The organism is Myroides sp. NP-2 (genome assembly GCF_014145665.1).
Taxonomy (GTDB): domain Bacteria; phylum Bacteroidota; class Bacteroidia; order Flavobacteriales; family Flavobacteriaceae; genus Flavobacterium.
This window is the reverse complement of the sequence record NZ_JACHTD010000001.1, coordinates 247,975-272,313: the sequence shown is the minus strand read 5'-3', so window position 1 is coordinate 272,313 and position 24,339 is coordinate 247,975. Positions and strand designations below refer to the sequence as shown.

The window sequence follows — 24,339 nt, the reverse complement described above, 5'->3', positions numbered from 1 at the left end:
TAATAATCTTATAGATTTCGAAACAAATTCAACTAATTTCCAAAACTATATCGCATAGTCAGTCCCGTGCGAATATTTGTTATAGGGTACATAGTTGAAATAACTGCTTTAGAAAACGAGTGATCGTAGAAGAAAATGGCAGTTAGATTTTTGCTCAACATATAATCTGCTGTAATCAAAAGCTTCCACATATTTTGTCCTCCACCCACTTGGTTGTTGTTGTAATCTAAATAACGTACGATTGTCTCTCTTTGGCTTAGAGTTAAATCAACTTTAACATTGATATCACTCTCAATACGCCCTCCCATTCCATTGTTAGCATACATCGAGTTGAAACCGACATTTTTAATGCGGTACCCCAATCCGATCACGTAATCGTGTCCTGTGGTCTCCGTTAAGAGGTTGTTGTCGAAACTCAATGCTAAGGTACGGTCTCTTCGGATTTCTGCCAAAATTTTAATTGCCGATTTGGTCTCTAAATCAAAGCGGATTAACGGATTAAATTGCTCAGTTAAAATTGCGTTATTAACGACCGTTTCAGCTGGATAATTTCCGTATTGATTAATCTCATCTGGATTAGCCTGATATTCAAAGTTAGAGGTAAATGATCCCAAAGCATAGGTAGCCGTATAGCCATGGTGTAGGGAGAATCTTCTAAATTTATCTTTAATCCAAGGAATGCGCATTAATCCCGTATAGCGCATATTCCAGTTTGGCAATGGAATATCTCTAAACATACTCGTAGAAACTTTACCAGCGCCTTGACCGGTATAAGCGGCTAAGAAAGAAGGTAACAACACTTCTTGATTTCCTTTGCCATATCCAATTGGGAACCCATCCTTATCTAAGTTGTTTGGATCGTTGATATCTATTCCTCTAGCTGTAGCTAAACGATTTGCGATTATCAAACGGTTTTCTTTCATCTCTTCAAAAGCTGCTGAATACTCAAGGGAATTACTAGAGAATGCACTAGCTAACATAATGGTTGACACACTGAAATTCCCATAATTATATGGCGATTGCGATTGGTATTCACGGTCAATTACCTGGAATTGCTCCGTGTAGTTTTCGGACTTCATTCGCCTTCCTGTCACGTCGATTGTTAAATCTGGAATAGGGCTTACACTTGCAGTAAAATTCAACATTTTATTTGTCACTTGTGTAAACTCTTGGTTGAACTCTGGAAAATCGGTCAAATAACCACTATTTGCTGCACGGTATCTCACGTCTGCTTGATCTCCAAAAACAAATCCCATCGTTGGTTTGGCAGTTCCAAAGAACCCAACACTTGGCATATAACCTGGTAAAACAGTACTGCTATTTTCGGAATAGTTAATCTGAATCGTTTTTACGGAGGTTAACAAACCGATAGCAAAATCTTTCCATGCCGTTCCTGCTCCTTCTTTTTCATCCCCTTTGGTTTGTACCACTTTTTGCCCCGGCACAATCGCTGCTTTTTTCGCAGGTGAACGCTTGGCTTTATTGGTCTTTACTAAACCAACGTAGCGATACAAAGTTTCCATGCTAAAGGTAGTATTCAACTGTTGGTTGCGGGAGTTCTGAATAGTATTTCCTAGCCCGTATTCAATTCCGTCAAATTCAATATGACTAAAAGCATCAGAAGCGCGTTGCCAGTTGTATGTTCCTGTATACGCATAGGTAGAACGAACAAAAGACAAGAATGGAATCTTATTCAATGGCAAATCATAGTTCAACGTCAATTGTTGCGTGAACTGATTCGGTTCTCCTGTATTAAAATAGTCATCCCAAATGGTGCTACTTTCAATAATATTATACTGACTATCGTAGTAATTTCGAACGATATTATTACTTCCTCCTACATAATTTAAACGCAGTGATTTGGTCAAATCGAAATTGAATCCATAGTTGTAATTGAAGTAATAGTTACGTCTATACAAGGGATCTAAACCAATTCCTTCCACGTCAATTAAGCGGAATTGTTGTCTATTGTACTGACGCATAATATTACTGCTAAACATGATGTTAGAAGGCATATAATTGAAATTAAAATCCTTCAATACTTGCCAATATCTTCCCTTCATAAAGTTTACTTTTTTGAAAGGTTCTATTGGTTTTGCTTCAAAACTATAGGCATAATCTACTGATGAACGCGTTTGCTGATCAATCATAGATTCCACTTCAAAATCGTGGTGAACCACTTCATTATAGGAATGTGAGAGGGTGATATTTTCAATATCATAGACTCTCTTTTTACTTTCTGGGTTTTTCTGTTTATTCACCCCAATGAAGTTAATGCTTCTGCGTTTGGTATAATCCGTTGCGCGTTTTTCAATTTCTTCAGCCATAGCGGAAGATGGGGAAACTGACTTCATCGTTTTCAGCTTTACATCTGGATTAGCTGGATCAAACTCAGGCGTAATAAACTCCTCACTAATAGCGTAATTAAACGGCAAATTGATTCTCCAATCTTTCGGGAGTAATTGCCCCAAATTCATATTGGTTACAATACTATAGGATTTAAAATCTTCTTTACTTCTTTGGTTTGGTCCTTGTTCTAATCCACCAAATCCGATGGTTCGCTTTGTTCCTGTTGCCGAAATATTGGCGAAGTCTGCTAAGTTTGCATCCATACTCAAGGTAGCTACCCATCCGCCTTGATTGTCCATATCGGACATTCTTAATTCATCAAACCAAAACTCACCAGCTAAATCTCCCGTTGCTCCATAGCGATCCAGGTCATTGCGCAAACCGATCATGATTACTCGTACATTTCCGAGATTTGGATTTCCTTTTATTCCGTAGCGCAACTTATTTGGTCGCGAAGCTCCACTCGACAATTCATCTTCTTCTTTAAAGAAAATATCCGTTAAGCGTTCTTGTTTTCCAACTTCATTCATAAAGAGAACTTTCAACTTAGTTAAGAGTTCTAATTGCAGTTCCAATTCATTCGCTTCTGGCCAAATCAAATCGGGATTTGCCTCACCTAGATTGGTTACTTTCAATGGAATTTCCACTTGATAGAAGTTATCCGTAATATCTGTTCCTAAACGAATAAAGGCAACCATTTCATCATCACGTAAACGCACAGCGCTATTTTCAAGTGCTTCTGCGTGAATAAACATGCGCAACTTATTATAGCGACGAAGGTCCAAATTAAAGTTTTTATACACCCCTCTTGAATCACCTGGGGCTAATCCATCTGGAGTTTTTCCTGCTTCTACAGGATATACTTTTAAAGATAGCGATTGCTCATTTTGTGCTACAATGGTATTATTAACATAATACTGTTCGCGTTTTACTCCTGGTGGCACTACGTAAGGAATAGGTTTTCTGTCGTAATTGTCTTGCACCCCAACAGAGGTAACATCAAAACCTGTATTAGCTTGTAAAGGCAAAGGGTTGTTGTCTTTGTCATTTTGTAAGCTTGCATTATATCTTCTCCAATCTGAACGCACTAAATCCAAACTTCCAAAACGCAAGGTAATATCGCTTTCAAATCCCGTTAAATACATACGCATAAAACGCATGGATCGAAAGTCGTCAATCATTCCAATTTTCTTTCCATTTTCGTCAATTGGCACTTTATATTGGACCCAACGAACTGGGGTCACAGATCCGTCAGCTAATTGAGCGGTTGTATTTCTAATATCAGTTACATAATTTTCACCAACTTCTGGATTGGCTTTAATTTTTACGGCGTATTCAAAATAAGCATCAATAGTATTCATGGTGTTGTCACCATCAATATCTTCAGCATCGGGTTGATTATTTCCACCTCTAGTTCCAGAGACAGGTGAGTTTCCTTCTAACCCGTTATAATCTTTATATCGCTCTAAGATTCCTCCTTCTGCATCCAAGTAGTGTACAAAATTGTCTGCAGCGGGATCAGGGAACCCTGCAAAGTCTTTGAATTTAATTTTCTCTTCTTCGTCATTCAATCCGTCCAATCCAACATCTTGAAGGCGTCGACTTTCGGAATTTACGTCAAATGCATAAATTAGCGAAGGAGCTGCAGGAACTTTACCCCAAATTGTTTCAATGGTTGCTACTGTACTTCCTACTCCTGGCAAACCATTTTCATACTGTTTATATCCATCGCGCAAAATATCTTCCGAAATGAATCCAAAGTTCAAGCGCAATTCTCCATCATTTCGATCTGGCATCACGTCATTGGCTCTACCTACATAAGGATCGAGGATCCAAAATTCCACAAATTCAATATTTGCCTGTTCAAAGTTCGTCGTTGCCAATCCGCGCATTACCCCTCCCCAGTTTTTGCGTGGAGTAGTTGATTTACTGCTATTGAGATAGGTTGGATTAAAGTTATATGGACCGCGTTCTGCAGGATAATAAGTCATATCCAAGGTCGTGATCACCCTACTTTCTCCATAGGCAATATCTTTTGTTGCGAATAACTCTTCGCTATAGATTCTTCTAGTTCTGTTAGATGACATATCGCGTTCACCAACTCCGGTAGGTTTTGCTCCCACATAAAAAGTTGGATCAATGGTGTACCACGATAATTTTCCGCGACGGAACCCATCTTCTATAGACTGCGGCAACTGATTTGGATCTTCATAAGTGTCGCTATCTTTTTTAAAGAAGCCCACTGGTGTACTCGATAATTTCCAAGCCAAAGGAGAGCGAATATCGATGCGAGATTGAGCGCCTTCAAAGTCGTCAATATACGCGGTTGCTTCTCCATTCATTTGGTCATTTTTCGACGTTCCTGGTTGTAAGTACGCAAATTCTCCACGCAATGACACTCTCGATTCAACATCAGTATCAATATTGGGCAATTTATTTACTAGTCGAGTCAAGAAGGGAACTTCTGTCGAATATTGTGTGTTGAATCCCCAGATCGTATTATTCACAGATTCTTGTCCATACATCGATTTGTGCGTCATTGGCTTTTCAGACAAGCGCAAAAACGTACCGCCAATTTTAAAATCTTTGTTGAATTGGTGATCGACATTCAATCCAAAAAAGCGTTTCGTTTGTTGGCCAAACATGGTGTTATTCTCAACAGAAATATTAATTGGCGTATTAGATGCCAATAGGGCTTCATCTAAAATCATCACGCGACCACCGGTATAGTCAACGGTATAGTCAACGCCTTCTGACAAAATTCGACCACCGGCATTAACCACTACAGATCCCGGGGCAATATTAAATGCTCCAATAGGAATTCCTTGTCCGCTAACGCTTGAGTACTTCCCTTTTAATTGGAACTTGTTTTTGCTACTTTGGTTGCGTATTGCCGATGATTTAGTATTGGCATACAATTCGCGGAATACGTATTTCTTTTGATTGGAGTTATAAGAGGCAGACACTTCATAATCTTCATCTACCTTATTTTTTAATTTATCAAACAAATGCGAACCGAAAGGCTCAACAGTAGTAAAGATAATCCGCCCGTTCACGGCATCAATAGTAATTCCATCAAAGGAGTTGCTGTTGTACTGATTTCGATTGGAGTTATTGCCATAGCCCCCTCCATAGGAGTTATTCCCACCATAGCCACCGCTGTTGTTCGTGCCAAAACTACCTGTTGATGGGTCTAATCCATTAGTTGCACTTCCTTGTGGCAAGTAATCGAAAAATCCATCTCCTCCGTTCTGTGGGTTGTTGGATGAGTCTAAGCGATCGAGGTGAAACACTTTCAATAACGGTGTACGATCGACTCCTTCTGGCAATGGAACATCCCCCGCCTGACTGATGTAGTTCAGCGGACTCGGATCTGTATACAATAAATTAAAGCGAAACTTGTCTTGAGAGATATTCATCGCATTGGGAATTTGGTAAATGTTTTTCATCATCAAATTCCAAACAGGCGCACTCGTTAAAGTCAAGGAGCTCTTCAACATTTTCACGACCAAAGCTTGCGCTAAAGGCACCTGTGCCTCTGGGTCTGTTTGCCCTGGAATACTTGTTTGCTCATTTGAACTACCTCCATCGGTTCCAAATTCACCTACTTGATATACTTTATCTCCAATGGTATATTGGAAGGCAACTGCTAGTATTTCATCGTTGGACAACCGTTGTTGAAGGGAGATATAACCCAATTGCGGGTGGAAGGTAAATTCATTAGGACTCAATTTTCTCGCACTTTCCAAACGGGCATAATCCAATCCTTCCTGTACGTTATTGGTAAACCCGCTTCCACCAATCCCCGATGTTCGAATGGAAGGTGTCAGATAGTTACTGCCAATTTTTCCAGGGTCGTATTGGTTATTTTTGTTATCTACGGGAGCATCAATAGTTTTGTTCAACACAAATGCTGCAGGATCCACGCGAGGCGAGAAGATATTTTCCGGTTTAACATTGCGCAAAAAACCTTCCCCTAAATCTTGAATCGCCACGATATTTCTCAAGTTGTTGTTAGTTTGATTCACGCGATTGTAGCGATTGGTCACCCAGACTTCAACGCGGGTAATACGCACACGTGAGTTGATATAAGGGTAATTTTTTAGGGCTTCATCATACTTACTTCTAAAGTATTGAGAGAGGAAGAAGTGGCGATCTTCATCGTAATCTAAGGCGTACAATTCAAAATCCTCCAACATTCCACCACCTTCTGCATTGACGGACGTAGTTTGAGATTTTTGCTCAGAAAATACCCCAGTAATGGTTGTTTTTCCGAATTTTAATTCTGTTTTCACCCCAAATAAGCTTTGCGCTCCTCGAATAAGAGAACCGCTTATTGGCATACTGACGTTACCTACTTCTACTTTTTGTACAATATCATCTTCATCTGGGCTATATTCTAGCTTCATGATGTTTTGAAAATCGAAACTCGCTTGGGTATCGTAATTGGCATTCACCGCCAATCGCGTACCAACCATACCTTGCAATCCCATACTAATTCGCTGATCGAAGTCGAAAGTCGTAGACTTTCTATTTCGGCTGGACATTAATGGGTTTTCCTGCTTCGTATGGCGAATTCCCATGTCAAACTCAACCGATCCCGAAGGTCTAACATCGATTTCATTCGATCCAAAAATGCCAGAAAACAGTTTGGAGTTGACGTAGTAACGCGGCAACATATCGCGTTGAGCCTGCGGATCATCTAAAGTTCCATTAACGGCGTTGAATTTAAGGGCAAAATAGCGACGCATTTCGGCGCGCATTAATATCTTTTCGTATTCTGCACGGGTGAGAATAAGAGGTAAACTCAAATTGAAATCACTCACCACTTTCGAATAGTAATATTGATCCGTTAGTGGATCATAGCGATAAGATTCCTTGATAATTTCTGGATCTGGCAGTTCGATATTGCCAAAATCATAAGCGGGTTGAGGCAGAGAATCGTTTGCTTGATCCAATACCACAGGCTGTGCAAGTCCAGGTAAGACTCCACACAAAATAAAAAGTAAACAGAAAGCCAGCTTACGGTGAAAAACTAAGAAACCTCCCAAGACTTACAATTTTTTTAATGCTTGTTTAATAATATCTTCAACAGAGGCATTGGGATCCGATTTTAAAATCGAATCAATCACTTTTTCTGCTGTTTTGCGAACAAAACCAAGCACCTCTAAAGCAGATAACGCTTCATCCGCATTTGTATTGTTAATCGTAGGTAAAACTTCGTCTATATTGTAAAGTTTTATTACCTTTTCCTGTAAGTCTAATATGATTCGTTGGGCAGTTTTTGCACCAATACCTTTGATTCGCTGAATGCCTTTCGCATCAGCATTGGCAATCATTTGCAATAATTCTTTGGGTACAGTAGACGACAAAATATTACGAGCGGTATTCCCCCCTACTCCAGATACGGAGATTAAAAGCTTGAACAGTTCGCGCTCTACTTTGTCTATAAATCCGAATAAAGTATGCGCATCCTCTTTTATTTGAAGAAAAGTATACAGCTTTAGGTTCTCAGAATTACCTATAAGCGAATACGTATAAAGAGATATATTTATTTGATAGCCTACACCGTGGCAATCCACAATTACTTCTGTAGGTGTTTTTTCAATCAATCTTCCTTGGATCTGCGCAATCATAGTCTTTAATTTTCATCAAAAATAGTAAATAATTTTAACTATTTACTAACATAATGACACTCAGATCAAGGAAGATTTTTATTTTATTTTTTATTTTTTCTTGCGGTTCTCTCTTACTTGAGCATCCACTACAGCTACTGCCGTCATATTGACCATTTCATCTACACTTGCTCCAAGTTGGAAGATGTGAACTGCTTTTTCAAGTCCCATAATAATTGGGCCGATTGACGTCGCTTTGTTCAATTCTTTCAACATTTTATAAGTAATATTCGCAGAATCTAAATTAGGAAACACAAGCGTATTAACTTTTTTGTTCACCAATTTAGAGAATGGAAATTTAGATTTCAGCATTTCATTATTCAATGCAAAGTCAATTTGAATTTCACCATCTACAACCATATCAGGGTGTTGATCGTGTAAGATTCTCACTGCTTCTTTTACTTTTGTAGGAGAGGCATGTTGTGCAGATCCGAAGTTCGTATAAGACAGCATCGCAATTACGGGGTCTAATCCGAATAATTTCACGGTTTTCTCCACCATAACGGCGATTTTAGCCAACTCTTCTGCTGTAGGGTTTGGATTAATTGCCGTATCAGCTAAGAACATAGGGCCTCTTTTGGTCATCATTAAGTTTGCCGTAGCAATCTTATCTACACCTTGTGCACGAGGAATAAGTTCTAAAATTGGTTTCACTACAGTTGGGTAGCTACGTGAATATCCAGTTAGTAATACATCTGCTTGTCCTGTATTTACAAGCATGGCAGCAAAATAATTGCGCTCGCGCATCAGTTTAGCTGCTTCGTAATGTGTAATACCCTTGCGTTGTCTTGTTTTCCAGTATAAATCTGCAAATGTTGCTCTTCTTTCTTTTTCGCTATCTGCTTTGGGATCAATGATCTCTACGTCTGCGTGAAACTCAATTTCTTTCTTAAGTTCAAGAATTGTTTCTTTATCTCCTAAAAGGATTGGAATAGCAATTCCCTCTTCATAGGCGATTTGAGCCGCTTTCAACACATCCAAGTGGTCAGCTTCAGCATAGACTACGCGTTTAGCATCAATTTTAGCGCGATTAAACAACATACGCACCAATTTGTTATCAGAACCCATGCGTTCTTCTAACTCTTGCTTATACTTGTCCCAGTCTGTAATTGGCGCTTCAGCTAATCCAGACTCCATAGCTGCTTTAGCTACTGCTGGTGGAACAACGGCAATTAAGCGTGGATCGAATGGTTTAGGGATAATATACTCGCGACCGAAGCTAAGTTTAGTTTCTCCGTAAGCGATATTTACTTGTTCTGGCACCGGTTCTTTTGCTAGTTTAGCAAGTGCAACTACGGCTGCCATCTTCATTTCTTCATTGATTTTTGTTGAACGAACGTCCAATGCCCCTCTAAAGATATAAGGGAATCCCAAAACGTTATTCACTTGGTTCGGATAATCTGATCGACCCGTTGCCATAATTACGTCTTTACGCGTCGCTACCGCCAAGTTGTAATCAATCTCTGGTTTTGGATTAGCCATTGCAAATACAATAGGGTTCTCTGCCATCCCCAATAACATGTCTGGTGTTACAACATCCGCTGTTGAAAGTCCGATGAAGACATCACTTCCCTTCATGGCATCTTTTAAGGAAATATCATAGTCAACCGCAAAAACGCGTTGCATATCCGAAATGCGGTCATCCCCTTTCTTCAATACCCCTTTACTGTTGAACATGAGTATATTTTCTTGTTTCACACCAAAGGCAACGTATAAGTTGGCACATGCAATTGCAGCAGATCCAGCACCAGAAACCACCATTTTCACTTGGTCAATCTCTTTTCCTGCCAGTTCGAGAGCATTCAATAAAGCTGCTGCAGAAATAATTGCTGTTCCGTGTTGATCGTCATGCATTACGGGAATATTCAATTCTTCTTTTAATCGTCTTTCGATTTCAAACGATTCTGGCGCTTTAATATCTTCTAAGTTAATCCCTCCAAAAGTTGGGGCGATATTTTTCACCGTTTCGATGAATTTGTCGATATCCGTGGTATCTACCTCAATGTCAAACACATCTATATCTGCAAAAATCTTAAACAAAAGACCTTTTCCTTCCATAACGGGTTTAGAAGCTTCAGGACCGATATTACCCAATCCTAAAACGGCTGTTCCATTGGAAATAACAGCAACTAAGTTTCCTTTTGCTGTGTATTTATAAACGTTATTTACATCTTTAGCGATTTCTAAACAAGGCTCGGCAACTCCTGGTGAGTAAGCCAAGGCTAAATCTCTTTGAGAAGAGTATTTCTTTGTAGGTAAAACTTGTATTTTTCCAGGCGTTGGTTTCGCGTGATATAACAACGCTTCCCTGCGTAAGCTTTCTTTATTCATAAAAATAATTTTAACCGAATAAACAAAGTTACCTCTTTTTAAAGATAATTTATTGTTAGAATTTTATTCCTTTAAAAATTTAATATTTCGCACTAATCCTGTAAATTTCGTTCTTTTTACTGCGGATTTTTTAAATATATCATTAAAAACCTCATTAGTAAGTTCTTCCCACTCTCGATTGGAAAAGTTCATTAACTCATCCTTAGGAGTAAATCGGGCTTCTTTATGGGGGGTTGCAAAGCGATTCCACGGGCAAACGTCTTGACAGACATCGCAACCGTACATCCAATTGTCAAACATTCCCGAAAATTCTTTGGGAATATCGTCTTTTAGTTCAATGGTAAAATAGGAAATACACTTAGATCCATTGACGACATAAGCACTTTCTATGGCTCCCGTAGGACAGGCGTCGATACAACGGGTGCATTTACCACAGTGATCGGTGGTTGCACCATCGGGTTCGAGATCTAAGTCGATAATCAATTCGGCAATAAAAAAGAAAGAACCCGCTTGTTTGGCAATGAGATTGCTGTTTTTACCAATCCATCCCAATCCGCTTTTTGCGGCCCAAGCTTTGTCTAGTACTGGGGCAGAATCGACAAAAACACGCCCATCTACGTCACCGATGTGCTCGTGAATAAAATGCAACAATTCTTTTAAGCGATCCTTAACCACAAAGTGATAATCCTCACCATAGGCGTATTTGGAGATCTTAAATGCATCTGCGTTTTGTGTCTGTTCTGGATAGTAGTTAAAAAGCAAAGAAACGACACTTTTTGCTCCTTCTACTAACAAGGTTGGGTTTAGTCGTTTATCGAAGTGATTCTCCATGTATTGCATACTACCGTGCATATTAGCATGCAACCATTGTTCCAAACGCGGTGCTTCCTCTTCTAAAAAACCTGCTTTAGAGATACCACAAGACATAAATCCCAAGCGCTTGGCTTCGGCTTTGATGAGGGTAGCATAATGGGCAGCTTTAGCGCTAGTAGAGACGATATCAAGGGCGCGTTTATCCTTCATTGCTTACAAATCAAATAATCCGCCTACAGATTTAGAACGACCGAGGTGTTTAAATGCCAATTCCGTCGCTTCACGACCACGGGGAGTACGAATAATGAATCCCTCTTGAATCAAATAAGGTTCGTAAACTTCTTCCAAGGTTTCAGCATTTTCAGATACAGCAGTAGCTAAGGTCGAGAGACCTACAGGCCCACCTTTAAATTTATCGATAATTGTCGAAAGGATTTTATTGTCCATTTCGTCTAAACCACGTGCATCGACATGCAGGGCATTTAAGGCATATTTAGAGATTTCGATATCAATGGTACCATTTCCTTTAATTTGGGCAAAATCGCGCACTCTACGCAGCAATGCGTTAGCAATACGCGGTGTTCCGCGACTGCGTCCAGCAATTTCAATTGCAGCTTCGAGATCAATGGGCACTTGGAGAATGGATGCACTGCGTTCGATAATAGTGGCTAATAATTCTTTAGAGTAGTATTGTAAACGGCTTTGAATACCGAAACGCGCACGCATCGGTGCCGTAAGCAATCCTGAGCGCGTGGTAGCACCTACGAGCGTAAAGGGATTGAGGTGAATTTGAACCGAACGCGCATTTGGCCCAGATTCAATCATAATATCAATCTTGAAATCTTCCATAGCAGAGTATAAGTATTCCTCTACAATGGGACTCAAACGATGTATCTCGTCAATGAAAAGCACATCACGCTCCTCTAAATTTGTCAATAAACCTGCTAAATCTCCTGGCTTATCTAACACTGGTCCAGAAGTAATCTTGATACCTACATTTAATTCATTGGCTAAAATATTAGCTAAAGTAGTTTTTCCGAGTCCCGGAGGTCCGTGAAACAAAGCATGATCAAGTGCTTCTCCCCTTTGATTAGCAGCAGCCACGAAGATTTTTAAATTTTCCAACACACTATCCTGACCCGCAAAATCGTCAAAAGACAGGGGTCTAAGTTTTTTTTCAACGTCAAATTCTTCTTGGTTGAAATGTTTGGTTGTAGGATCTAGATGCTCATTCATAGAAACAAAGATAATTCAAAAAAAGGGATACAAAAAAACGCCATTCAAAAATGAATGGCGTTTTTATATCTAAACTAAATAATTTTAGTGGTGTAATTGCTCCTCACCTTCCATATAAGGCATAGTTTGAGGTGCGTAATCTTCTGGTAAACCAGGTTTGCTGTAGTCATATGGCCATCTGTAAACCACTGGTAATTCACCAGGCCAGTTTCCGTGGATGTGTTCTACTGGTGTAGTCCACTCTAAACTGTTTGATCTCCAAGGGTTTTGAGGTGCTTTCTTACCATAGAAAATACTAACGAAGAAGTTCCATAAGAATACTAATTGGAATGCCGATCCTACTAAAGCAAATACAGTAATTAATACGTTCACATCATAGAATTCATCGAATAATGGGAATGCTGTATTTGAATAGTAACGACGAGGTAAACCTGCTAATCCGATAAAGTGCATTGGGAAGAATACTCCGTACGCACAAACTGCAGTTACCCAGAAGTGAATATAACCTAAGTTTTTATTCATCATTCTTCCGAACATTTTAGGGAACCAGTGGTAGATACCAGCAAACATTCCGTAAAGTGCAGAGATACCCATTACTAAGTGGAAGTGAGCGATAACGAAGTACGTATCGTGCACGTTGATATCTAGTGTTGAGTCTCCTAAGATAATCCCTGTTAAACCTCCTGTGATAAACGTAGATACGAAACCAATACAGAATAACATAGCAGGGTTCATTTGGATATTACCACTCCAAATTGTAGTGATATAGTTGAACGCTTTTACAGCGGAAGGAATAGCGATCAATAATGTTGTGAAGGTAAACACAGATCCTAAGAACGGGTTCATACCCGATACGAACATGTGGTGACCCCAAACGATTGTTGATAAGAACGCAATACCTAAGATTGAAGCAATCATCGCACGGTATCCGAAGATTGGTTTACGTGCAGAAGTTGCGATAATTTCTGATGTAATACCCATTGCAGGTAAGATTACGATATATACCTCAGGGTGACCTAAGAACCAGAATAAGTGTTCAAACAATACTGGTGATCCTCCTTGGTAATGTAAAACTTCTCCAGCTAAATAAATATCTGACAAGAAGAATGAAGTACCAAAACTTCTATCGAAAATCAATAATAATGCAGCAGATAAAAGAACAGGGAAAGATACGATACCGATGATAGCTGTAACGAATAACGCCCAAACTGTCAATGGCATTCTAGTCATTGTCATTCCTTTTGTTCTCAAGTTAACTACTGTTGCTACGTAGTTCAACGATCCCATTGTAGAGGAAACGATGAAGATAGCCATAGAGATTAACCATAATGTCATTCCCATACCTGATCCTGGGATTGCTTGTGGAAGTGCACTTAAAGGAGGATAAATTGTCCATCCTGAAGAAGCAGGTCCACCTTCTGCGAAGATTGAAATAACCATTAATACCGCAGAAACAAAGAAGAACCAGTAAGATAACATGTTCATGAATCCAGAAGCCATATCACGTGCTCCAATTTGCAATGGAATAAGTAAGTTCGAGAACGTACCACTTAAACCAGCAGTTAATACGAAGAATACCATGATTGTTCCGTGCATGGTAACCAAAGCAAGGTAAATATCATTTCGCATAACTCCGTCTGGAGCCATTTTTTCTCCTAATAACCATTTGAATACCTGAAAAGATTCTTCAGGCCACGCGATTTGCATTCTAAATAAAAGGGACATTACAATCCCGATGATTCCCATAATAATACCTGTAATCAAGTATTGTTTTGCAATCATCTTGTGATCTAAACTAAATACGTATTTAGTGAAGAAATTACCTTTATCGTGATGATCGTGATCGTGATCATTAATTATTTCGTGTCCTATTGCTGACATAGTATAAGTTTTAATTAAATACGTGAATTATTTTACTACTTGAGCGATAGCTTCAGTTTCTACTTCTTCTGTTACAACTTCTGTTTCAGCAGGTGCAGTTACTTCTTCTTCTTTAGCCCCATTTTCAGCAGCTACTTGTTCTGCTAAAGTAGGTAACTCTTTTAACCAAGCGTTATATTCTTCTTCTGTAGACACAACAACTTTTAATTGCATGTTATAGTGAGAAGCTCCACAAATTTTGTTACACAATAATAGGTAATCAAATGTATATGGATCTAAAGGTTCATGACCTTCAGCAATAAGCTCTTGACTTCTATCAGCTCTAATATTGTTAATATTATTCACTTTACTAACAATCGACTCACGTGTTCTCATTTCTTCTGTTGTAACGCTAGGTACAAAAGCAAATTGAGTCACCATTCCAGGTACACAGTTCATTTGCGCTCTAAAGTGAGGCAAATAAGCAGAGTGTAATACATCTTGTGATCTAAATTTCAAAACAACTTTCTTTCCAACTGGTAAGTGAAGTTCTTTTGCCATTTTATCATCTTGTGCATTCGGGTCAGTCATATCAACACCTACCACGTTTACACCTTTGATAAAACGAACGTTAGCTTTTCCTAATGTATTATCAGGACCTGCATAACGAACATCCCAAGCAAATTGTTTTGCGTATACTTCGATGTTGATAACTTCTTCCTCTTCATTAACAAACATGATATCATTCCAAGCGAACAAACCGTAAAGGATTAAACCTGTTAAAGTAATGGTTGGGATGATTGTCCAAGCTGCTTCTAATTTATCATTATCAGAAAAATATCTTGCTTTTCTTCCTTTAACACCACGAGCTTTAAATGCGAAGTAGTGTAATAAGAATTGAGTAACAATTTGAACAAAGAAAATCAACGCCATTGAAATCCACATTAGATTATCAACTGTATTTCCGTGTTCTGATGCTGAATCACTCATTAATGGAAAACTTCCGTATTCTACTAAACAATAGATAGTGAATACATAAATAAAAGCTAAGAATCCGAAAACTACATATCCTTGTATGTTGTTATCTTTTGGATTAGCTAGTTGAGATTCATAGTCATCAGGACCAGACCCTACTTGCGTTAAATCAAATATCTTTGTCAATTGCCAGATTGCAATTCCCAATAATACAACTATCGCTACTATTAATAAACTAGTCATTGGTTTATTTTTAATTATTAATAATGAAAATGTTTACTTTCTTCAATTAGCGGGTTGTTCTTAGCTAATAAAGGAGCTTTAGAAATTGCTGTAAATCCAACATAGATAAACAATCCGATGAAGAACATTAACGCTGCAATTTCAGGAATTCCGATAAACCAAGATCCACCAACTGTACCCGGACTGATCATAATAAAGAAGTCTAAATAGTGACCTACAATAATAGATGTACCAGCCATAACAACAATCCAAGATAGACGTTTGAAATCTGTATTGATCAATAGTAATAAAGGCAACACAAAGTTCAACAATAACATGCCGAAGAACGGTAAGTTATATTCTTGAATTCTGAAGATAAAGTAAGTAACCTCCTCTGGAATGTTAGAGTACCACTGTAACATAAATTGTGAGAACCAAAGATAAGTCCAGAAAATACTTAAACCAAACATAAATTTAGCTAAATCGTGAATATGACTTGTATTCACAAATTCCAGATAACCTTTGCTTTTTAAATACAAGGTAACGAATGCGATTGTTGTAATACCAGTTACGAAGAAACTAGCGAATACATACCATCCGAATAATGTACTATACCAGTGCGTATCGATAGACATAATCCAGTCCCAAGATGCCATTGATTCAGTAACAATAAAGAAAGCTAAGAAACCAGCAGATGCTTTGAACATTTTTTTGTGGAATGTTAAGTCACCTGTCTCGTCTAATTTCAACGATTGCTTTCTCATATACACTCGATATAAGTTCCAACCACCTAAGAAGATGATCGCTCTTATAAAGAAGAAAGGAATATTCAAATATCCAGTTTTTCCAGCGATTAATGCGTCGTTCGCTACAATGGTAGGATCCATCCAAATAAATAGGTGGTTACCTCCTGCAGCACTTGCGATTAAAAGTAGTAAGAAAATGATAGACCCAGGCAATAGATAAGCCGTTAATCCTTCCATAACGCGGAAAAGAACTGGCGACCATCCTGCTGCTGCGGCGTAATTGATTCCGTAAAAAGCTAAAATCCCAAGAGAAACAAGCATTACAAAAATACAAGCCACATATACAGCTGTCCAAGGTTTATTTTGCATCTGCGTCAACACATGCTCTAAATGTTTTTGGTGCGCTTCGTGATCTGCATCCGAAACCTCGCCATGATCGGCATGGTGACCACCTCCGTGGTGCGCTTGCTCATTTAAAATCTGCTCTACATCAGCAGTTGTCTTTGGTGCACTGAAAAACCCATACGCAATCCCTACTAATCCTAGAACCATCAGGACTAACGCAAAGGTTTTCAAATTTTTTGATAATGTGTACATATCTAAACTTTCAACTAAGTTTTACAATTTATTATTCTGATTTCAATTTAAGCACATAATCAGTAACTAACCAACGCTCGTGTTGCGTTAATTGGTTTTTATGCGCTCCCATTGAATTCAAACCATAAGTAATAACGTGGTAAACACCTCCTTCAGTAAGTTCTCTATCGTGATAGTTAGGAACCCCTAAGAATTTTTCTCTTTTTACCAAATTACCTTTTCCATCTCCTTTTGCACCGTGACAAACTGAGCAGTAAATTGCATATAACGCTTTACCTTTCTCTAGATCTTTCTCTTCTGCAGTTAGGGGTGATTTTAAATGTAATCTCGCTTCAGCTAATCCTTCTGGTGTATCTGCATACTCTTCCGGTTGAAATCCACGAGGTACTGATCCTTCTGCAGGAAGTTGTCCTTCTTTACCATTTTTGAAAACTGTAGTAGGAACCTCTGCATATGTTTCATAGGCTACAGATTCGTACATATTAGGCATAAACTGATAGTTAGGACGCTCTTTGTTAAAACAAGACGTAGTCAAAACAGCTACACCCGCTAAAGTTACTATTTTATATATCGATTTCATGCTACTATTACTTTTCAATTACTTTAACTTCAACTGCTCCTGTTCCTTTGAAGAATTCAATTGCAGTATCCTCGTCTCCTTTTAAAGCAACCTCCATTAAGAAATGGTCATCAGTTGTTCTTACATCAGGGTTTTCAGCTGTTTTAAATGGCCATAATTTACTTCTAAAGAAGAATGTTAACACCATTAAGTGAGCAGAAAACAATACAGTCATCTCAAACATAATAGGCACAAAAGCTGGCATATTTTGGATAAAACTAAAACTAGGTTTACCTCCAATATCTTGTGGCCAATCCACAATCATGATAAAATACATCATGCTTGTTCCGAATGCTAAACCTACTAAACCGTACAAGAATGCACAAATAGCTAATCTAGTTGGTTTTAATCCCATCGCCTTGTCTAGTCCGTGAACTGGGAAAGGCGTGTATATCTCTTCAATGTGATGGTGAGCAGATCTTGTTTCTTTAACTGCATCTAACAACACATCATCATCATTGTATATTGCGTGAATAAACTTATTACTCATAACGAATTAGTGATTTAATGATTGATGACCTTCTTTACTATCTCTTTCTTTTTTGTAGTATTCACCTGATGATTTCAAGATAGTTTTCACCTCTGCTTGCGCAATTACAGGGAAACTTCTAGAATACAACAAGAATAGTACGAAGAAGAAACCGATTGTTCCGATATAAATACCAGCATCTACGAATGTTGGTTGGAACATTGTCCAAGATGATGGCAAGTAATCTCTGTGTAACGAGGTAACGATAATTACGAAACGCTCGAACCACATCCCCACGTTTACAACGATTGAAATGATAAACGAAGCCATGATGTTTGTTCTAATTTTTTTCACCCACATCACTTGTGGAGAAATTACGTTACATGTCATCATCAACCAGTATGACCACCAGTATGGACCTGAAGCACGGTTTAAGAAAGCGTATTGTTCATACTCTACTCCTGAATACCAAGCTACCCATAGCTCTGTAATATAGGCCACCCCAACTACAGATCCTGTAATCATAACGATGATGTTCATCAACTCAATGTGTTGAACTGTAATATAGTCTTCTAAGTTAGATACTTTTCTCATGATGATCAACAAGGTATTAACCATAGCGAATCCTGAGAAGATTGCACCTGCAACGAAGTAAGGCGGTAAGATCGTGGTATGCCATCCAGGGATAACTGACGTAGCAAAGTCAAAAGATACAATCGTGTGTACAGAAAGTACAAGTGGCGTAGCTAAACCAGCTAATACTAAGTGAACTTCCTCAAAACGTTGCCAATCTTTTGCTCTTCCAGACCAACCGAAAGATAAAATTGAATATACTCTTTTTGTAAATGGAGTGATAGCTCTATCACGTAACATAGCGAAGTCAGGAAGTAAACCAGTCCACCAGAAAACTAATGATACTGATAAATACGTAGAAATCGCGAATACGTCCCATAATAGCGGCGAGTTAAAGTTTACCCATAACGAACCGAATTGGTTTGGAATAGGTAATACCCAGTACGCTAACCAAGGGCGCCCCATATGTATAATCGGGAATAAACCAGCCTGAACTACTGAGAAAATTGTCATAGCCTCAGCAGAACGGTTAATAGCCATTCTCCATTTTTGTCTAAATAATAATAATACGGCAGAAATTAATGTACCAGCGTGACCGATACCAACCCACCAAACGAAATTGGTAATATCCCAAGCCCATCCAATGGTTTTATTTAATCCCCAAGTACCTATACCTGTTCCTACAGTATAAGCCATACAGCCTACTCCCCATAAGAAAGCTAACAAAGCTATAGCGAATACTCTCCACCATAATTTATTTGCTCGTCCTTCAACAGGTCTAGCCACATCCACAGTTATATCGTGGTAAGATTTCTTACCGATAACTAAAGGTTTTCTAATGGGTGCTTCGTAATGTGACGACATAATCCTTTATATGTTTCTTTAATTAATAATTCTTTTTAAACTAGATATTTCTAACCTTAACGTGATAGAAAACATTTGGTTTTGTACCAATGTGCTCTAATAAGTGGTATGATCTATCTGATTCAGCTAATTTAGTAATTTCTGATTCTTTTTCATTAACATCTCCAAATACCATAGCTCCACTAGAACATGCTGCAGAACAAGCAGTTTCGAATTCGTTTGGACGAACCGCTCTACCTTCATTCTTCGCTTGTAAGATTGTTGCTTGTGTCATTTGAATACACAATGAACATTTTTCCATTACCCCTCTTGAACGAACTACTACGTCTGGGTTTAATACCATACGTCCTAAATCGTCATTCATGTGGAAATCGAACTCATCATTTTGAGCATATAAGAACCAGTTGAAACGTCTTACCTTATAAGGACAGTTGTTTGCACAGTATCTTGTTCCAACACAACGGTTATAAGCCATGTGGTTTTGTCCTTGGCGTCCGTGTGATGTAGCCGCTACCGGACATACAGTCTCACAAGGTGCGTGGTTACAATGTTGACACATTACTGGTTGGAATACAACCTGTGGATTATCTGCAGGATGCTCTAATTCCATATAAGCAGAACGAGCTTCTGAGAATCCTTTTGCTGCTACTTTCTTATCTACATCCGCTGAGAATGTATCTTCTGATGAATAGTATCTATCGATACGCAACCAGTGCATATCTCTACTTCTTCTTACTTCTGACTTCCCAACTACTGGTACGTTGTTTTCTGCGTGACATGCAATTACACATGCTCCACATCCTGTACAAGCGTTTAAGTCAATCGATAAGTTGAAGTGGTGACCTACAGAACGATCGAAAGATTCCCAAATATCTACAGAAGAAGCTCTTACTTCTTGGTGATCATAAGAAACCACTGGGAAGATATTCCACTCTTCTACATCTTTTGTGTTGAAAATTTCTAACGTTGTATCTTTTACGATATCACCTCTACTCATTAAAGTATTTTGCAACTGAACACAAGCAAACTCGTGGTTTCCTGATGCTTTTTCTACTGTAACTTGTTGAACGTTATCTAAGTTGTGATATAAAGTATAAGCATTCACCCCAACTTGCATGTCTTCTTTTAAGCTAGCTTTTCTTCCGTAACCGAAAGCTAAACCAACTGTTCCAGCTGCTTGTCCAGGTTGAATTAATGCAGGTACATTTTCTAAAGTAACGCCGTTTGCTTGGATCGTAACATAGCTTCCGTCTAAACCACCGTTAGCAACGTGGAAGTTTACAATACCTAAAGCTTCAGCATCAGCGCGAGAGATTGTTAAGTAGTTATCCCAAGATACACGCGTGATTGGATCTGGGAACTCTTGCAACCAAGGGTTGTTTGCTTGTTGTCCGTCTCCCATTCCTGTTTTAGTATACAATACTAATTCAAGACCTTCTCCTTTTTTAGCTTTGCTCAATGCAGAAACAGCAGAAGAGAAATCAGCAGAAGCTGAGATTTTCGCTTTTTCACCTGTTACAGCAAAACCATCGTGAACCAATTGATTCCAAGTTAATCCAGAAACATAAGATGCGCTTGTTGCTTTGATATAGTCATAATACGCTGTATTATTTCCATTCCACAACAATAAAGCTTCTTGGAACTGTCTTGTATCGAATAAAGGTCTGATTGTAGGTTGAGTAATAGAGTAGTGACCTTTTTTGATCATTACGTCACCCCAAGCCTCTAAATAATGAGGTGCAGCAGCAGCGATTGTAGTCTCTAAAGCTGTTTCATCCTCTTTTAATGCGAAGCTCACTGAAGTTTTTACTTTTTTCAATCCTTCAACGAAAGCAGCGCTATTTGCCAAAGTATACACTGGGTTAATACCTGACATAATTAAAGTATGCACTTTACCAGCGTTCATCTCTTTAATTAGCTCAGCTACTTTTGCAGCATTTCCTTGTCTTACATATTTTGTTTGTTCTGGCAAGAAAGCTTCTGATTGTAATGCCTCGTTAATTGCCAATACAACTAATTGTGCGTTTACATCTTCTAAACCTGTAACAACAACTCCTTTTGAACCTGCTGCTTTTACTTGTTTTGCTGCTTTATTAATAGCCTCATCGTATGCTGTAGTAGCAGAAGAAACAGATCCTCCAACGATTACATTGTACAATTTAACTAAAGCTGCTTTTTGTTCTGCAACAGACAATGGCATACGAACGTCTGCATTAGCTCCAGAAAGACTCATATTAGCTTCAATCTGAATGTGCTTAGACATAACACCATTTTTAGGGATACGTTTTTGAGCGTAAGCAGAGTCGTATCCTCCACCTTGCCAATCTCCTAAGAAATCAGCACCAACAGAAACGATAACGCTTGCTTTTCCAAAATCGTAATCTGCTAATCCGCGTTTACCGTACGCTTGCTCATAAGCATCTGCTGCTGCAGATGATGAAACAGCGTCATAGATCACGTGTTTAGCGTTTGGATATGTTTCAATAAACTCTCCGATCAATTTATCTGTCGAAGGACTCGCCATTGTATTCGTTAACACAACTACGCTTCCTCCTGTTGATTTAGCATCTTGTAAACTTGCTCTTACTTTAGCATCTACCTCATCCCAAGAAGCATTTTTCCCTTCGATTTTCGGCGCTTTTAGACGCATGCTGTCATACATTGAAAGCACAGAGGCATGTACACGCGCATTCGCACCTGAATAGGCGTTTGCAAGTTTATTATTGTCAATTTTGATTGGACGACCCTCACGAGTCTTAACCAAAACATTCACAAAATCAAAACCATCCGCGATTGTAGTCGCATAGTAATCCGCGATTCCAGGGATAATTTCCTCTGGTTGAACTACGTAAGGAATTGATTTTATAACTGGTCCCTCACAAGCAGCTAAAGTTGCTGCAGCTGTTGAAAAACCAACATATTTCAAAAAGTCTCGACGAGTTGTTGAAGAAGAAGACAATTTGTTTTTGTCTCCAAGAAATTCATCTGTAGGAATTTCCTCAACAAACTCATTGTTTCTTAGCGTCTCAACAATAGAACTATTATCATTCAGCTCCTCAACACTTTTCCAGTATTTTTTGTTTGATGCCATTGTATATAAATATTAGCTTCTTATTCTTAAATAATTCTTAATAGTGACATTTACCACACTCAAGTCCACCCATTTGAGCAACTGTCAATTTCTCAACACCGTATTTGTTAGCAAGTTCTTCGTGGATTTTAGCGTAGTACGCATTATCCTTCAACTTAACATCCGTTGTTCTGTGACAGTCAATACACCATCCCATTGTCAATGGAGAGTGTTGCCTCATGATTTCCATTTCCTCCACAGGTCCGTGACAAGTTTGACATTCTAAACCAGCAACATTTACGTGTTGTGAGTGGTTATAGTAAACGAAATCAGGTAAATTATGAATACGAACCCATTTAACAGGCTTCTCTTTACCAGTATATTTTTGAGTCGCAGGATCCCATCCTACAGCGTCATATAACTTTTGAATTTCAGCAGTGTAAAATTCTGGCGTGTATTTACCGTAATCTGCACCTTCATCTCCAGTGAATTCACTGATGTTTTTATGACAGTTCATACAAACGTTTAACGAAGGAATTCCAGAAGTTTTACTTGATCTTGCAGAAGAGTGACAGTATTTACAATCAATACCATTGTCTCCCGCGTGAATTTTGTGTGAGAAGTGGATAGGTTGAACTGGTTCATACCCTTTATCTACTCCAATTTGCATCATAAAGCCATAAGCGAAATACGAACCAATTAGAACAAATACAATTGTAGAACAAATCACCAAGAATTGATTTTTCACAAACGCTTTCCACAACGGAACAGTTTGACGAACCTCTTCAGTTAATCCGTTAGCCTCAACAACTTTATTCAGTACTTTCTTAACAAGGAAAAGCATCGTTACCAATAATAACAACACCACTACTAGTGCACCTAATACAATCATATTAGAAACCGCATCTCCACCACCTTGTCCTTGAGCACCACCTGCAGTTGCAGCAGCAGCCGGAGCCTCAGCTTTTGGTTCAGATACATACGCCAAGATATCATCTACATCTTGGTCAGATAAACCTGGGAAGTCGTTCATCACAACTTTGTTCCACTCATTGAACAGTTTTACTGCACGAGCGTCGCCAGATTTAATCAAAGACGAACTACTTTTGATCCACTTGTGTAGCCATTCTACATCTCCGTCGTGACGTTCAACAACTCCACGAAGTGCAGGTCCAGTAGAAGCCCCGTCTAACTTGTGACATGCCGCACAGTTAGAATTAAACAATTCCTTACCCTTTGCTACATCTTGAGCAAACGAAATTGTAGAAAACGATAGCATTAATGCTAAACAAAAGAATAAAATCTTTGAAAACGAATTATGGTTACCCACTTTTTTCATAGTTATAAATTGATTTTCAACTAAACTTGGTTTTTAATAACAGTGATAATCAACTATTATTCAATACACCTTATTTACAAACTCCGACAAAAATACAATTTATGGATAACTCTTAAAACCTTTAACGACCTTAATCTTTAATTTATACGCGTTCTAAATAAAGCGATCTCACGCAATTTTCAAGAATAATTGTAAATTTGCTTCAAATACATTTCATTATGAGAAATTTAAGAATATTTCCAGTCCTTTTTTGCTTGTTTTTTATGCATACAATAAGTTATGCTCAAGAGAAAAACAGTGCGATTCAAGAGTCTTTAGCCATAAAAAAGCTCGTTGATGCCAAAAGAGCTACAACAAGCTCTACCTTGAATACGGATAAATACAATATTCAGATTTTTTACGGTAAAAACCAGCAAGCAAAAGAAGCCCTAAATCGCTTCAAAAGAATGTATCCAGACATGGAGGCAACTGTCATTTATTCCAATCCCTCATATAAAGTTTTGGCAGGAAATTTCAAAACGCGTTTAGAAGCAGAACGCTACCTCAAATCCATCAAAAAAGATTTCGATAGCGCCTTGCTCTTACGTCCAGGAAAATAAAA

14 protein-coding genes are annotated in these 24,339 nt (G+C 38.5%); 1 reads left to right on the top strand and 13 read right to left on the bottom strand.

Going from position 1 to position 24,339, the window contains the following annotated elements:
* Positions 1–32: 32 nt before the first annotated feature.
* The 13 genes from sprA to H4K35_RS01095 form a co-directional block, all read right to left on the bottom strand.
* Complete coding sequence (sprA, locus tag H4K35_RS01155; protein WP_182625553.1) at positions 33–7,400, bottom strand: cell surface protein SprA; 7,368 nt, start codon at positions 7,398–7,400, stop codon at positions 33–35.
* 3 nt (positions 7,401–7,403) lie between these two features.
* A complete protein-coding gene (gene ruvA / locus H4K35_RS01150; RefSeq protein ID WP_182625552.1) occupies positions 7,404–7,985 on the bottom strand; it encodes a Holliday junction branch migration protein RuvA in 582 nt (193 codons plus the stop codon).
* A 90-nt stretch (positions 7,986–8,075) separates the two neighbouring features.
* Positions 8,076–10,355, bottom strand: coding sequence for an NADP-dependent malic enzyme (locus H4K35_RS01145; protein WP_182625551.1), 2,280 nt, complete (start codon positions 10,353–10,355; stop codon positions 8,076–8,078).
* A 63-nt stretch (positions 10,356–10,418) separates the two neighbouring features.
* Positions 10,419–11,378, bottom strand: coding sequence for a tRNA epoxyqueuosine(34) reductase QueG (gene queG / locus H4K35_RS01140; protein ID WP_182625550.1), 960 nt, complete (start codon positions 11,376–11,378; stop codon positions 10,419–10,421).
* Positions 11,379–11,381: 3 nt separating this feature from the next.
* Positions 11,382–12,404: a Holliday junction branch migration DNA helicase RuvB gene (ruvB, locus tag H4K35_RS01135; RefSeq protein ID WP_182625549.1), complete on the bottom strand. Its 1,023-nt coding sequence runs from the start codon at positions 12,402–12,404 to the stop codon at positions 11,382–11,384.
* A gap of 84 nt (positions 12,405–12,488) precedes the next feature.
* Positions 12,489–14,285, bottom strand: coding sequence for a cbb3-type cytochrome c oxidase subunit I (locus H4K35_RS01130; RefSeq protein WP_182625548.1), 1,797 nt, complete (start codon positions 14,283–14,285; stop codon positions 12,489–12,491).
* A gap of 27 nt (positions 14,286–14,312) precedes the next feature.
* Positions 14,313–15,482, bottom strand: coding sequence for a cytochrome c oxidase subunit II (locus tag H4K35_RS01125; protein WP_182625547.1), 1,170 nt, complete (start codon positions 15,480–15,482; stop codon positions 14,313–14,315).
* 17 nt (positions 15,483–15,499) lie between these two features.
* Positions 15,500–16,804, bottom strand: coding sequence for a quinol:cytochrome C oxidoreductase (locus H4K35_RS01120; protein ID WP_182625546.1), 1,305 nt, complete (start codon positions 16,802–16,804; stop codon positions 15,500–15,502).
* A gap of 31 nt (positions 16,805–16,835) precedes the next feature.
* Entirely contained in the window at positions 16,836–17,384 is a 549-nt protein-coding gene (locus H4K35_RS01115) for a cytochrome c (protein WP_182625545.1), read from the bottom strand.
* 7 nt (positions 17,385–17,391) lie between these two features.
* The gene (locus H4K35_RS01110; RefSeq protein WP_158961518.1) at positions 17,392–17,913 is read right to left on the bottom strand and encodes a DUF3341 domain-containing protein; all 522 of its coding nucleotides are present in this window, start codon (positions 17,911–17,913) and stop codon (positions 17,392–17,394) included.
* Between the two features lie 6 nt (positions 17,914–17,919).
* Positions 17,920–19,329 carry an NrfD/PsrC family molybdoenzyme membrane anchor subunit gene (nrfD, locus tag H4K35_RS01105; protein WP_182625544.1) on the bottom strand — a complete coding sequence of 470 codons (1,410 nt, stop codon included), beginning with the start codon at positions 19,327–19,329 and terminating at the stop codon, positions 17,920–17,922.
* 40 nt (positions 19,330–19,369) lie between these two features.
* Entirely contained in the window at positions 19,370–22,420 is a 3,051-nt protein-coding gene (locus tag H4K35_RS01100) for a TAT-variant-translocated molybdopterin oxidoreductase (RefSeq protein WP_182625543.1), read from the bottom strand.
* A 37-nt stretch (positions 22,421–22,457) separates the two neighbouring features.
* Positions 22,458–23,738, bottom strand: coding sequence for a c-type cytochrome (locus H4K35_RS01095; protein ID WP_182625542.1), 1,281 nt, complete (start codon positions 23,736–23,738; stop codon positions 22,458–22,460).
* Positions 23,739–24,001: 263 nt separating this feature from the next.
* On the opposite strand from H4K35_RS01095, the gene H4K35_RS01090 reads away from it, so the two are divergent.
* Positions 24,002–24,337, top strand: a complete 336-nt coding sequence (locus H4K35_RS01090; RefSeq protein WP_255492327.1) for an SPOR domain-containing protein — start codon at positions 24,002–24,004, stop codon at positions 24,335–24,337.
* Positions 24,338–24,339: the final 2 nt, after the last annotated feature.

What these genes read in the sequence shown, in the direction of transcription:
- ruvA (WP_182625552.1), bottom strand. Translation starts at nt 7,985, where the DNA reads ATGATTGCGCAGATCCAAGGAAGATTGATTGAAAAAACACCTACAGAA.
- H4K35_RS01145 (WP_182625551.1), bottom strand. Translation starts at nt 10,355, where the DNA reads ATGAATAAAGAAAGCTTACGCAGGGAAGCGTTGTTATATCACGCGAAA.
- queG (WP_182625550.1), bottom strand. Translation starts at nt 11,378, where the DNA reads ATGAAGGATAAACGCGCCCTTGATATCGTCTCTACTAGCGCTAAAGCT.
- ruvB (WP_182625549.1), bottom strand. Translation starts at nt 12,404, where the DNA reads ATGAATGAGCATCTAGATCCTACAACCAAACATTTCAACCAAGAAGAA.
- H4K35_RS01130 (WP_182625548.1), bottom strand. Translation starts at nt 14,285, where the DNA reads ATGTCAGCAATAGGACACGAAATAATTAATGATCACGATCACGATCAT.
- H4K35_RS01125 (WP_182625547.1), bottom strand. Translation starts at nt 15,482, where the DNA reads ATGACTAGTTTATTAATAGTAGCGATAGTTGTATTATTGGGAATTGCA.
- H4K35_RS01120 (WP_182625546.1), bottom strand. Translation starts at nt 16,804, where the DNA reads ATGTACACATTATCAAAAAATTTGAAAACCTTTGCGTTAGTCCTGATG.
- H4K35_RS01115 (WP_182625545.1), bottom strand. Translation starts at nt 17,384, where the DNA reads ATGAAATCGATATATAAAATAGTAACTTTAGCGGGTGTAGCTGTTTTG.
- H4K35_RS01110 (WP_158961518.1), bottom strand. Translation starts at nt 17,913, where the DNA reads ATGAGTAATAAGTTTATTCACGCAATATACAATGATGATGATGTGTTG.
- nrfD (WP_182625544.1), bottom strand. Translation starts at nt 19,329, where the DNA reads ATGTCGTCACATTACGAAGCACCCATTAGAAAACCTTTAGTTATCGGT.
- H4K35_RS01100 (WP_182625543.1), bottom strand. Translation starts at nt 22,420, where the DNA reads ATGGCATCAAACAAAAAATACTGGAAAAGTGTTGAGGAGCTGAATGAT.
- H4K35_RS01095 (WP_182625542.1), bottom strand. Translation starts at nt 23,738, where the DNA reads ATGAAAAAAGTGGGTAACCATAATTCGTTTTCAAAGATTTTATTCTTT.
- H4K35_RS01090 (WP_255492327.1), top strand. Translation starts at nt 24,002, where the DNA reads ATGCATACAATAAGTTATGCTCAAGAGAAAAACAGTGCGATTCAAGAG.